7 protein-coding genes are annotated in these 12,710 nt (G+C 49.6%); 5 read left to right on the forward strand and 2 right to left on the reverse strand.

Annotation, left to right across the window (positions count from 1 at the left end):
• Window positions 1–142 precede the first annotated feature (142 nt).
• A complete protein-coding gene (locus H8K29_RS17535; RefSeq protein ID WP_186898632.1) occupies window positions 143–4,711 on the forward strand; it encodes a hypothetical protein in 4,569 nt (1,522 codons plus the stop codon).
• Between the two features lie 118 nt (window positions 4,712–4,829).
• Here H8K29_RS17535 and H8K29_RS17540 read toward each other — a convergent pair whose 3' ends face one another.
• On the reverse strand, window positions 4,830–5,759 hold the full coding sequence (locus tag H8K29_RS17540) for a PIN domain-containing protein (protein ID WP_186898633.1): 930 nt from the start codon (window positions 5,757–5,759) through the stop codon (window positions 4,830–4,832).
• A 402-nt stretch (window positions 5,760–6,161) separates the two neighbouring features.
• Here H8K29_RS17540 and H8K29_RS17545 point away from each other — a divergent pair, with 402 nt between their 5' ends.
• The 4 genes from H8K29_RS17545 to H8K29_RS17560 all read left to right on the forward strand — a co-directional run bounded on the left by H8K29_RS17545 (window position 6,162) and on the right by H8K29_RS17560 (window position 11,283).
• Window positions 6,162–8,204: a hypothetical protein gene (locus H8K29_RS17545; RefSeq protein ID WP_186898634.1), complete on the forward strand. Its 2,043-nt coding sequence runs from the start codon at window positions 6,162–6,164 to the stop codon at window positions 8,202–8,204.
• Window positions 8,205–8,630: 426 nt separating this feature from the next.
• Window positions 8,631–9,008: a hypothetical protein gene (locus tag H8K29_RS17550; RefSeq protein WP_186898635.1), complete on the forward strand. Its 378-nt coding sequence runs from the start codon at window positions 8,631–8,633 to the stop codon at window positions 9,006–9,008.
• A gap of 714 nt (window positions 9,009–9,722) precedes the next feature.
• Window positions 9,723–10,346, forward strand: coding sequence for a hypothetical protein (locus H8K29_RS18090; RefSeq protein ID WP_255423441.1), 624 nt, complete (start codon window positions 9,723–9,725; stop codon window positions 10,344–10,346).
• The gene (locus H8K29_RS17560; protein WP_186898636.1) at window positions 10,339–11,283 is read left to right on the forward strand and encodes a nucleotidyl transferase AbiEii/AbiGii toxin family protein; all 945 of its coding nucleotides are present in this window, start codon (window positions 10,339–10,341) and stop codon (window positions 11,281–11,283) included. Before H8K29_RS18090 ends, H8K29_RS17560 begins: the two co-directional genes overlap by 8 nt.
• Before the next feature lie 21 nt (window positions 11,284–11,304).
• On the opposite strand, the gene H8K29_RS17565 is transcribed toward H8K29_RS17560, so the two are convergent.
• Window positions 11,305–12,501, reverse strand: coding sequence for a site-specific integrase (locus H8K29_RS17565; protein ID WP_186898637.1), 1,197 nt, complete (start codon window positions 12,499–12,501; stop codon window positions 11,305–11,307).
• Window positions 12,502–12,710 lie beyond the last annotated feature (209 nt).

The following is a 12,710-nucleotide window of genomic DNA, read 5'->3' on the forward strand; positions in this document are numbered from 1 at the left end:
CTTCGCTTGGTTCAGAGAGGTCCTCGCTAGACGCTTTATTCATGCAGGCAAAATGGTATTCTATTCAGAACGACCAGCCCAGCAACTGAATCCGAATTCGGTAACGTGCTGCCATTGTCCAGACCTCTTACTTTCGCGACGTATGCAATCACCCGTAGAGAAAAACTCAGATAGCACCGGCAATCCGCTAGATTACTTAGATGTGCTGCGGGAAGGAATGACAGCGTTGAATGCTGCGGGACTTGACGGCTTCGAAGGGCTGGTCGCGGAAGTTTTGACCCATGCCTGCGGCCGGCCATTTAGGCTTGCTGCGAGCGGTTCGCAGGGCGGGCGAGATGGTGACGACGGGATCGTGTATTTCGAGGCAAAACGATACATCAGCGACTTGAAGAGGCCCACCGTTTCAGACAAGCTGTTGGAACTTAGTGTGCGAGGCGTCGAGCATATTGACCTCTTCGTGCTGGCCGTTACGTGTCCTGTAAGCGCACAGCACGCTGAATTCTACGCGCAGGCCTGTGATGACATCGGCATCGAGCTGCTGCTGTTGGACTGGGAGGAATCTAGTTTAGGCACGCCAGCATTGGCAGTGCTACTCACTTTAGCCATCGAAGTCGCTCGACGTTTTTTTGCGGAAAATCTTCCCGACAAAGCAGAGAGGATAGCGGGTGCACTTTCTGAATTGGAATCCAGGGTCGACAACCGATTGCCGGCGGAAATGTTGTCGAAGCTAACTAGCCCTCTCGCATCTTTCAGCTATGCACGTGAGAGTAGTGAAAAATGGTTCAAGAAAATTTTCGCCAGCGTTCGAGATGCTCGAGGAATCCTTCATCAGCCGGTCGCGCCTTTCGATAGCAACGCCGGCAACTACCGAGCGCGCCCTGCGTTGGCGACCGAGCTTGCGGTAGCGCTCACCTCGGCACCAGACGAAGGATTCTGGATGATGCAAGGCTGCGAAGGGGCAGGGAAGACTTGGCTATTAGCTTCGACTTGGAATGAACTGGCGCGCCCACCGATTCTAGTTTTCATTCTTCCTGACGAGTGTAGAGACTCTGCACGTCTGTATGACCTGGAAGGGTTCGTCGCAAGTAAGCTTGCGATGCAGTCGGAGCAGACCATACATGGCGATGCTCTAAAGCGCTGGCGCCGTCGGCTGAAAACATGGGAGACATTGCCGCAGACTGAGCGCATCCAGTTGGTCGTCTACCTGGACGGTATTAATCAATCTCCGGAGGTAAATTGGCGGCAGTGGATTGAATCTCTCTCGGCCTACGTTCAGTCGATTGGTGGAAGGCTCATTGTCTCGGCACGGCCGGAGGTAGCACAGCGTCTAGCTGATACGGTGACCTCGCCGTGTCGACACCTAAACGTCCCTGAGTGGACTGAGCAAGAGCTGTCTGAAATTTTGAAGTCGCTAGAGATTGAGTCTACCCAAATGACGCCACAGGTGTTTGCGGCGCTCAGAAATCCACGTCTGTTGGGTATTGCGTTTGAAGTGTTGGATAAACGCGAAATAAATGGGCTCGAAGAATTGCATCCTGAGCGACTGTTGTTCGAGTATATGAATAAAGCGTGTCGAGATAGCGCCGTGCAGCTCGAACCGAGAAAATTCGCGCAGACTTTGCAGGGGCTTGCAGCCGAATTTATGCGGCGCATCAACGAAAATCAAACCGATGACTTGCATGTGTATTCCACTGATTTCGCTGCGGGTGTGATTGCGGCTGCTGACAGCCAATTTTTCCAACCAGTGCAATGGGAAAGTAATCACTACGCTATCCATAGGGAGGGGCTGTCACTCGCGCTAGGGTTTTGGATTATCTCCGAGCTGGACAAGGAGGCACGCAATCATCGTGACCCAGCTGAGCACCTTGAACGTTTGATTGAGCCGATTGAGGCGCTCGATTTTACTGCCGATGCAATGCTCGCGGCCGTGATGGTCGCGTTTTTGGATACCGCAAGGGACCCTAAGGTTGGAGCTGTTCTGTTCTGCAGATATTGCAATCTGCAGAACAGACCTTCGAGCGAAGAAGCTGCACTTCTTGGCTTAGCACGCCGCCGAACTGGCTTGGTATTGGATGCTGCAGAAGTCGCGATTGAAAAAGGACATTCCCCGGATGGCGGTCTCATCGGAGCCACCCTCAGCGCGATTCGTGATGATAGTCAAGCGTGGACCGCTATGCATGAGCGCATAGCGGTCTGGCTTACCCTACGGTCCGATGTTGTCGATGATATTGGCGGCGTTGACCAGGCGGAGAAAAGGGTCCGAGTTCAGAATCGCCAGAAAGAATATCAGGAACGGCTGCGCAACCTGTCGCAAGCGGAGAGGGCGATTCTGGATGAAGTGAACGGCGTATGCATTAGCCGTGACGTTAAACCCTACCATTCGCTGGCGTTCTTGTTAATGCGCGGCCGCGCACTAGCCCCGTTCGCTCAACAGATGGTGGCCTGGTCTTTGGGGACCTCTTTGCTATCGAGTTTTTACAGCTTGCATGACGAATTCCTGCAATTGGTCCAGCACAACACTGAAGACTGGGAAAACACTCGCGGTGCTATTTTGCGTGCGAGCTCAAGGCTGCGCGAACCAGAAGTGTCCGAGAAAGGAAAGTGGGCTTTGTGGCGTCTGTTGACATCGACCGGAGCATTACTCGACAGCGCGGAGGCAAAAGCGTTCTACGATGAATTAACGCAATCCGACGGCCGGAGTGAATCATGGTCGTTGAGAGAAAAGATGTGTGCGGTCGACCCGTGCGACCCTACAACAATTATTCCCGCAAATTTGGCTGAAACCGCGACCAAGTTTGCAGACGCCAAACCCGATGATTTACACACGCTCATCGGACAAACGACGGAACAGCATTTCTTTCAAAATGCTTCAACAGGCATCTGCCGATTCATGCCTGAATTGGCGTCAAAAAAATATAGGGAACTGATAGCTGACGTGTTGACGCGAGATAAATTGCCGCTCCGCCAAGGCATTCAACCACTGTTAGCTGCCAGTGCGTTGATAGAGCCTTCGCTCTTCCCTGCGCTGACCAACATCGCAATCGAGTGTAGTGCGAAAGAATCCTCGCGCGGACTCAACAAGCAGGACGCACCGTTCGTGCAGCACTACGCGACCAAGGCGGTATTGCCTCATCTGGATGGGAATGAGCAATTCGCATTGTTTCAAAATTGTGCCAATACAGGTATTGCGCGCCGCTCGGTGGAAATGTTGAACGCTGCTGAAGAAGGCGTTATCGAAAGAGATTGGAAGCGTATAGAAGATGGAGGCGACACGACGAAGTTGAGTAACGCATTGCTCTTCATTGCTTACTCGAATACTTCGCTCCCTGGGACGCTCAAGGAATCGTTGCCGCAGTTGGTGTGTCATTCGGATTGGCTAATTCGTGCGCACGCACTTGCTGCCGTTGCTCGAACCGAGGACTCTCACCTCATTCAAATAGTCGTTGATTCGGATTGGAGTGCGTCCGCTCTGCACAACCGCCGTGAGGCATTGGAGGGACACGCCGGTTCACGCGTATTAGCCGCGGCATGTCGCTTGCGGATGATTGAGCCAAATGCTGCGCTCCAAAGAATGGCCTTGTCTTCGTACGGTCTCATAGCTCGGTGCGGCGCTGACGGTATCGATGCTGTGGCCGCTGCAGTGGCGGGCGCATTACAACGTGTTCTCAATCTGAATTACGCCCCCAACTTGGAAGCCATCGAAGAGGGGGAAGTTAGAGACTTCGATTTGCTGCCCCCACTGCTTTCTACCCGTATTCCAAATGAACGGTCACGCAATCTGCTTGAATCGATGACGGACGACGAGAATGAGAAGGCGTGGGATGCTTGGCAGGATGCCGTGTGGACCAGCTATTTTGCTCTTGAGTCCAAGCTGTCTGACGATGATGCCAAATTGGCGTTGGACCATCTCAGCCAGGATTGCGTGGACGCTATCGTCCTCGCGGATCCCGTTGCTGCTGAGACCTGGCTTGGATGGATAGGGGCTGCAGGGCCAACTCAGCAACGTTTGATTGCTCATTTTTGGCAGCAGCTGGTAATGGGTTTTGCCCATGTCCAGAAAGATACTAGGCCATTGCTGGCGTTAGTGCACCATCAGCCTTTGACGACGGTCGTTCGTAGCTACCACGGCATTTCAGTCTTTACCTGGTTACTCTGGCGCAGCGCAGATTTGTCCGACGTATCTCAAATCTGTTTCGATAGATTGAACCTCGCGCAGAGCGACACTGAAATCGCACATGAGGTTTACGCTGCGGAGAGTGCGGAACAAGGAAGAGCGCTTGACTATTATATCGCTCAGCAATTAGCGATTGGAGAGCCAGTCAATCTTTGCCGTGCTCTCACTGTTGCTGGCTTCCGCGACGAATGCCAGCAGTCCCTCCGGTTGTTGGAGCAGTATGTAGAAGCGACCGGGATGATTGGCGAGGCACGAGAGGCAGCTTGGCAGGCTTATCAGCGAAATAGATGGACACGCCATTGGTTCGACTTAATGCAGGGTGCGCTATCCCAAGAAGACTTCTGGAGGTACTCGCGCCTGTTCTTGAAGATAGCCGATGCCCGTTATCAGATGTGGCCATTGAGCTCTGAGGCTGCAAGTCCTTTCGGACGATTCTTTGTGACGCTAAATGCGGAATTGAATGGCCGTCTGGAGAAATGGAGTCGCTTGCGTCGAGAAAAATTGTATGGAAAAAAACGTCCATGGTGGCTGCATTAACGGTGTGCAGATTTCTCGATGAAAGTGCAATTTTCTCGTTGGCACCTGGTCTTTACCGTCCCGGTTTTGCGGCTACCGGTAACCCTTTGTTGAGAAAATTTGTTTTAGGCGCATCGGCTTAACCGGCTTTCTTGAACTTTGATATATCGGCGAGAGCTTTATCCAGATGAGCTTTTGACTGGCTTTCTTTTTCGTTTGCTAGTTGCGCAGCCACCGAAACTAAGTCGAGTACTGCAGGCAGGGTAGTGGCCGCGCCTTCCAACAAGGCATTAACGGCATTTAACACTTTGGCTCTGCTGCGCGGATTTGCAAGTGTGAGCAGGGCGCCGAGGAATAGGGCAAACTTCAGCCAGTCGGGTGCTGTTTGAATTCTTCGCGAGAGCGCTTGGATGCCGCCAACACATGCGCGAATCGCTGTCAGACCGGCGAGGGTAAAGCTTGCGCCAGCAACTTTGATGTTGAGTTCGATGGCAGCTGTGCGAGAGTAGTTTTTCAGATAAAAGATGCAATCGAGCGAGACCTTATTTCCGCCCATCGCTGCGATATGCGGGTCTTTGCTTAAGACCCCATCGGCCCCAAGCGTTTGCTGTAGCGCCACGAACTCGGCGTCGTTCGGGTCAACTCCGGCTTTCAATGACTCAACTAGGTTCTTGTCGGGAATTGCGAGAATGATTTTAGCCTTGTACACCTCCCAGTGCTTTTGCATAATTTCGGCGTCCAGACCTTGGGTTATCGCCATAAGCGGAATTTTTTCTTCTACCTCTTCAAAAAAAACTGGTGGAGCGTACAGCGTCACTGTCTCGGCTTCTATCACTTCCATCAGACTCGTTTTGGCGTCTTCTGTGTGCCGTTTCGAAGATAGCCAGCGCAATTCTCCGAGAAGAATATTCGTATCGATTACTAGCGAAACCTTGGCGATAGCTGCCATCGGATAGTTCAATTGGCGCAGGGTTGCCATAGAGATGCGCAACTCTTTCAGTTTGTCTGAACGTACGGCGAGAAAATTTTCAGACAGTGCTGTGGTTGCGTCTGTTATTGCGGTGTTCATTCGGTCTCTCAGGGGGAGCACGTTCGCAGGGGGGGCGTTCAACTTAAGGCTTTTCCGGAAACTGTGCGAATTTTTCGATAAATGTGGAAAAAGGACGGTAAAAATTTAAATTTCTCAATCAATGTGCGATTTCCCCGATTGCTTCGGATACTATCTTCGGCGGCGCGTCTAACCTCTCGTACGGCCGCTTTACAGGGCAGAGCCGTGGGCAACTCTGAGCGCGAGCACATGCCAGCAGCAGAGCACTCCGATGCAAAGCAACGCAATCTAGGAAAGGCGAGTTGAGTTCGCGTCAGCATCCGCGGATTCCCAGTTTTTGGGCCACAAACCCTATGTCGAGCTTGTCCGTCGAAATATTGCAAGTATAGTTGCGTCTGAATTATAGATGGAAGGAGACTTCTCATGAGATTGAACTTTATCGAAACAATTCGGCAAAAACCAAAGTCGATACCTAATCCTACGGGATATGGGTTTGACAAGAATGTTTGGCAACAGGCATATGAGGCACAACGCGACGGCAGTCCCGAAGATCATAACGTTTACCTTTTAGGGCTCATGCTCGCTAATCAAACCGAGCGTGTTCACGCAAGCGTTGAAAGGCTTTCCGAAAGCCTTCATTTTCGAACGATTGAAGAATTAAGCCGGTTTTTCTCCGCGCGGATAAACCGCGTGCAGCTTCAAGTATTCCAGAGTCTCGAAAAAGCGCTGAAAGGGGTTGATGTCATTGCTAGCGAGCGTGTTGGTGAAATGCGATGCTACACTGATGCAGCGGGGAACTCTCATGCAATTCAGCCACCGATGGAGGCTGTTGTAGATGCCATCGGTAGTGCATTGAAACTACTCGGACGTACCGGCGGACTCGGAAAACTAAAAAGCGAGCAACATGCAGGTATGACTATCGAAGACGTGCTTGGAAATCTCATGGATTTAGCCCAGCACAGTCTGTCGATTCAACGCGTATGGAACTCGGTAGTTTGGTGGCGAACTGCCGTTGTTGTCGCCCATGACTGCGGTAGCTACTTCGTCGATGAATGCGCAAGTGACTTAGCGGTGCGCGCAACCGTTGATTTATCGAGACGGCCAGCCTTGATGACAAGGTCCATCGATAGCTTCAAGAGGGAGAACAGCGAGACATCCGATAACAACGTCTTTGTTCCCTACGTGCGACTGTATAAAGGGCGCCTGGTTGTGCAGCCACTACCAGCTTTTCTCGTGCCTGATGAGGAACGAAAATTATTGCTTGAAGCACGCCGCTCACACGGCATATTGCAGGATGCCTCGCTGGCAGACTTTATACGAGAAATGCATCCGCAGGTGGGACTTTATATCAGCGAAATCATTGTCATTTGGACCGAGCTGTCCACGATGGCAGCTCAAATTTATCGGTTAACATCGCCGTTAGATATCGTGAAGGATAAGGATAAGTTATCAATCCTTATCGAGAGCCGATTGCTGCGCGATCAAATCATCGAAACTATTAAACACTGTGTTGCTTTGTCTGCAGATAGGGTGAAAGAGTGTATTGAGTTTCTCAGTTTCACACCATCTAAATCTGCTACGCTATGGGATAAGCCCTTGCTCGCTGCCGGGGATGATGTGCTGTTGCTCTGGTGGCCATTGCAAGGAGCGCATCAAGCTCGTTTGTTGAATGCTTGGTCAAAAAATCATGAAGAACTGAAGATTGCCTTCGATAGCAAGGGACCTGCTAACGAACGACTATTGGCCGAGGCGATACGTGATGCAATCGCAAAGAGCCCCCATCGGGATCACATGAAATTCATAGGAACAAGTTTGCATCCGCGTCAAAAGTCTGACGAGGAAATAGACTTGCTGATTATAGTTGATGATACGGCATTCGTCATCGAGACTGCTTCCCTTCCTTCGCCAGCCGAAGCTTATGAATTTTGCGATATAGAGGATCGGCTCCAGAAAAAGTCGAACCAATGCCGTAAGCAATGCGCTGCCCTGAAGCGAGATTTAAATCAAATTGCTGAGTGGGCTGACGATGATTCTCTGCGCGAGAAGGTAACTAAGGTTTTTGGTCTGGTTGTCACAAATTCGTACTTGCGCGAAGGTATATATGACGACGATATATGCTATTGTCACTGGGATACACTGTATAACGTTATTTTAGGCGGAATCCATTTCGGAGTGACTCGGGGGCTCGAAGAGTACACTTTAAAAATGCCGGTCCAAATAGGCCCGGAGGGATCGGTTGTCGATGGCATAATTAGTGCCCTGAGAAAGTCGCCCAAGGCAGAGTTTTTTGCTCGGTGTATAGTTCCGGTCGATTTCCGAGTAAAGGGTTTCGACAATACTGATATCGAAGGCTACTACCGAGCTGTGGAAATAGATATTCCCGAGCAGGATTTGTTGGAAAAGCACTTGCGGGAGTGCAGTTTTGCGGCATCACTGGAAGAAGTGCCCGATCCTCGCATTGAATAATTCGACTTCGTCATAGCGCTGAACTGGCGTTGGGCAATTCCACTGACGCGGCAGCCGCGCCCTTCCAGTGTCGCGCGAACCGACACTGATGGAGGAGCGTCAGCTCATGTGCTAACGCTTTGGCACCAGCCTAACACGACCGTCTGGCCCTTCTGCACCGTGTCGTCCACGTGGGATTGCTACGACTCTACCGTCCCGCCCCTCTCTGCACGTTGTGACCTGCCCCCCAAAATTAGTACGAAACCAATTTAGAATCCGCGGTTAAAAACTGTCTGCAAATTGATTTGGCGTCAGATAACAGCCTGCACAAAGATGACCTCACTCAGAAATTGGCATATCTCATGGGAAAGACATCGTAGTGATGTGTACGATGCGAAAGATGGTGCGGTTTTGGACGTAGATTTAGTGGTGCGGCGGCAATCATAAATGGCGATGGTTAATAGTTCAGAAGAGTATCGCAAGATATTTAAGGAAGTGAAAGAGTATTTCATTCGACCAGCAGACGACTATCGTCAGGTAATTCAAGCGTTGCTCCAAGGTGGAGAAAATGCGAACCGACGCTACAAGGTTGTGTCGCACCATCTATCTGAATGGGCGCCAACACTCTTCGTTGCTGGAGTAGGAGATATTGAAGTCTTCAAGATGCTTGTTGAGCATTCTGGCATAAATCGTGGCGATCCTGATTTGACCTTAATGCCACCATCTTCAATTAAACGCTTTGATGCGCTCTGGGTTGGGATTGACCATGGGCGGTATGCCATTGTTTCTTACTTGATGGGCAGGCAGAAAAAATTTCACAAGTAGGTTTTGAAAAAGAACATTTTGATAAATTTTTTCGGTAGCCTGTCGGGACTGCATGGCTGAAAAGCTGGATTCTTTTGATCTATTAGAGAAAAACAAAGGATCAGCTATGCAGTACTGCAAAGACAAAGATATTAATCAACTCGTCGCAAAATTGATTCGATCAGGCTGGCGCTTCCATAGAGGACGACACGGTATGCTATATCACCCTGCACAACCGGTGTTTATCACATTTTCCCAAACCCCCAGTGACCGGAGATGTCTTCTCAACATTAAACGTGGCATTCGGAGGGTGGAGAGAAACTTACCTGTTTGAACGCCGCGAGTAATAGCTCAACAAAGTGATTCTTGCAGGTTTCGATCCTGTCGATGTCACGTTGGCACGCTTACTGACGCCAGGATCATTCATTGCAAGGTTTGCAGTAACACGCTATCTCCGGTAATTTGTAGAAGTGCATTTATGTCAGCGTCTCATAGTGTATTGAAATTAGTTCGACGAGTCGATCTGGCTTTTGCGATAGGACTGGTCTTTGCACTTTTTCTATATTTATTGCGGAGTGACGATTATTGAGCCAAGTTTCGTGGCAAATAAATGTCACGAAACGTGTGGAGCTATTTTGGATTTTCGGTGACACAGAATGCTGGTTACTCATAGTTTTTCTATAGATCACTGGTAATTGTTATAATTTGCATGAAACGTCAATAAGGATTCATTCAATGGAACGGCGGAATACATCCATCTCGGATTCATCACTACCTGTAAAACAATACGCTGTAGATCAAGTGGCGGGGATGCTTCATGCCGGTAAGGTCTATCGCAGAGAGGACTTGGCGCAAGTTTCTAATGCCGTTGACCGGCATTTGCGAGCGCTGGTTTCTGGCGGTACGTTGAAACGACTGGCGCAAGGGCTTTACTATGCGCCTAAGACATCCGTGTTTGGCATGCTCCCTCCAGACGATCATGAACTGGTGGCTACATTCTTGCGAGACGAAGACTTTTTGGTATTTTCTCCTTCTAGTTACAACACTTTGGGTTTGGGAACGTCGCAGTTGTATAACAAAACCCTGGTGTATAACCACAAGCGCCATGGCATTTTTTCCTTCGGAAATCGCCAGTTCGATTTTCGTGTCAAACCGCGCTTTCCGAAAAAGCTCACCTCCGAATTCCTATTGGTTGATGCACTCAATAACTTGGACGAGTTGGCGGAAGATAAGAGTCAAGTGCTTCAGATGGTCGAGCGGAAGCTATCGGGATTTGATCAAGGTGAGTTGAAACGTGCCATCTCTGATTTTGCATCTGTCGCCACCAAAAAACGCTTCAAGAGGTGGTTACATGGCTGAGTTGTTGCACACACGAAGTGATTTCAAAGACCTTTTGGCTATCGTTGCGGAGCAGCGAGGAATTGATCCCGTACTCGTTGAGAAAGACTACTGGATTATGCATTGCCTATGGGGTTTGCAGGCGCTGCACTTTAATTTTGAGTTGAAAGGTGGAACGTCTCTCTCGAAAGGCTTCGGTATTATTCACCGTTTTTCGGAAGACATCGATATTCGCATTGAGCCACCAGATGATTTACAAGTCAAAGTGGGGCGAAACCATGATAAGCCTGCGCATATTGAATCTCGACGTACTTACTACGAATGGCTGACACAACACATCCGTATTCCGGGAATCGAAACGGTAGAACGTGATACTGCGTTCGACGATCAAAAAATGCGCAGTGCCGGGATTCGCTTGAGTTATCCCAATCGATTCGCGCAACAGGAAGGTATTAAGGATGGCATTTTGTTGGAACTGGGGTTTGACGATACAACACCAAATCGTCCGGTGACGATCTCGTCCTGGGCTTACGATACGGCAGTGAGTGCAGGTGTAAAGATTTACGATAATCGCGCAGTCAATGTCCCATGCTACTTGCCAACGTACACCTTTGTTGAAAAGCTGCAAACCGTATCAACCAAGTATCGGCTACAGAAAGCGGGCGAGGCATTTCCTGCTAACTTCATGCGTCACTATTACGATATCTATTCTCTGTTGATGCTTCCTGAAGTGCAGGAATTTATTGGTACGTCAGCCTATGAGGCCAGAAAAATCCAACGGTTCCGAAGTGGGGATGAATTGGTCGCCGCCAAGAATCCTGCATTCTTGCTTGAGAACCCTGAGGAGCGGGGACGTTTTTCCAGGGAATACAAAAAAACGGCAGCTTTGTATTACAACGGACAGCCAGACCTGGAAGATATTCTGGCGCGAATTCATCAGTTCATCGACAAGATGTAGCTGGACGTGACAGAGGTTCGTCTATATCCCTAGAATAAACCTCGCCCATGCCTCCATTAACGGTCGCCTTTGTTCCAGCAAATCAGTCCGATGGTAGGCTGCTTCCACTTTGTTTTGCACCATATGCGCTAATGCGCGTTCTGCCAGATCGCGAGCGTAGCCGTGTTCGCTGCACCAATCCCTGAAGCTGGAACGAAAACCATGCGCTGTCGCACATCGATCAGCGGTATCACTTTTCGCTTTCACCCGACGCAAAAAACTGGTCAATACCATATCGGAGAGTTCTTTTTGGTCACGAGGGGAGGGAAATACTAAATTCTCATGTCTTCCTTGTTGATTTTTCAGAATCTCGATAGCACGATCCGATAACGGCACACGATGCTGCAATTGCGCTTTCATCCGCTCTGCTGGAATCGTCCAAACCGCATTCACCAGATCCACTTCCTTCCAACACATTCCACGAACCTCGCCTGAACGAACTGCCGTCAAAATTAAAAACTCAAGCATTGGACGCGTAACATCATAACGGCTACCGACGTGTAATTCTGTTTTGACGAATTCGGGAATATCCATCCAAGGCATCGCTGGTTGATGCTGAGTGCGTATTGATTTTCCAAGTTGTTGTGGCAGTAGATGATCAACGACATCAACCGGATTAGAACGACAGAATTCGTGCGCCCATCCCCATGCCATTACCGCATGAATTCTTTGCTTTAGGCGACTGGCTGTTTCTGCTTTTTCTAACCAGATAGGACGCAACGTATCTGCAATATGCCTCGGCTGGATTTGGTCCAAAGGAAATTTGCCGATACGTGGGAAAGCATACTGCGTCAACGTATTAATCCATTGCTGGCCATGTTTGGTATTTTTCCAGCCAGGGAGCAACTCTTTATGGAGAATTTCAGCTGCCTCCTGAAATGTTGGCATCGACGGCGCGCGAAGTTCCTTTGCTTTTTCTTCCAAGGGGTCAACGCCATTCGCAATTTTTTCGCGCATGAGGATCGCTGCTTTTCCTGCTTGAGCAATACCTATCTCTGGATAGCTACCTAACCCGGCATTCCTGCGTTTGCCCGTCATGGGGCTGACATAACGTAAAACCCATTTGCCAGAACCTTTCGAGTTCGAAGGAACTAACGAGAGTCCAATAATGCCACCGTGCGGGAGGGCACCAGAATCCGGTTTGATATTGCGTGCTTTTGCATCGCTGAGAATAGCCATAATGAGTTTGATTTTGAGAAAAGTCAGTATGACATCCAGTATGCCATCTGGTATGCCATTTTGGGTGAGATATTGATGGAATAAATTGGACTTTACTGGAATGGTTGCGATCTAACTGTATGATTTATAAGATAAAATCCAACCAATTTGGAATTGGTTGGATTTATTAATGGCGGTCACAGCTTCCGCCAAAATTTGCAAAGTCCTTG

This window comes from Undibacterium sp. CY21W (assembly GCF_014284265.1).
Classification (GTDB): Bacteria; Pseudomonadota; Gammaproteobacteria; order Burkholderiales; family Burkholderiaceae_D; genus Undibacterium; species Undibacterium aquatile.

Bases quoted from the DNA above. Each gene is read 5' to 3' on its own strand.
- H8K29_RS17545 (WP_186898634.1), top strand. From the start codon at position 6,162: ATGAGATTGAACTTTATCGAAACAATTCGGCAAAAACCAAAGTCGATA.
- H8K29_RS17550 (WP_186898635.1), top strand. From the start codon at position 8,631: ATGGCGATGGTTAATAGTTCAGAAGAGTATCGCAAGATATTTAAGGAA.
- H8K29_RS17565 (WP_186898637.1), bottom strand. From the start codon at position 12,501: ATGGCTATTCTCAGCGATGCAAAAGCACGCAATATCAAACCGGATTCT.
- H8K29_RS18090 (WP_255423441.1), top strand. From the start codon at position 9,723: ATGGAACGGCGGAATACATCCATCTCGGATTCATCACTACCTGTAAAA.
- H8K29_RS17560 (WP_186898636.1), top strand. From the start codon at position 10,339: ATGGCTGAGTTGTTGCACACACGAAGTGATTTCAAAGACCTTTTGGCT.
- H8K29_RS17535 (WP_186898632.1), top strand. From the start codon at position 143: ATGCAATCACCCGTAGAGAAAAACTCAGATAGCACCGGCAATCCGCTA.
- H8K29_RS17540 (WP_186898633.1), bottom strand. From the start codon at position 5,759: ATGAACACCGCAATAACAGACGCAACCACAGCACTGTCTGAAAATTTT.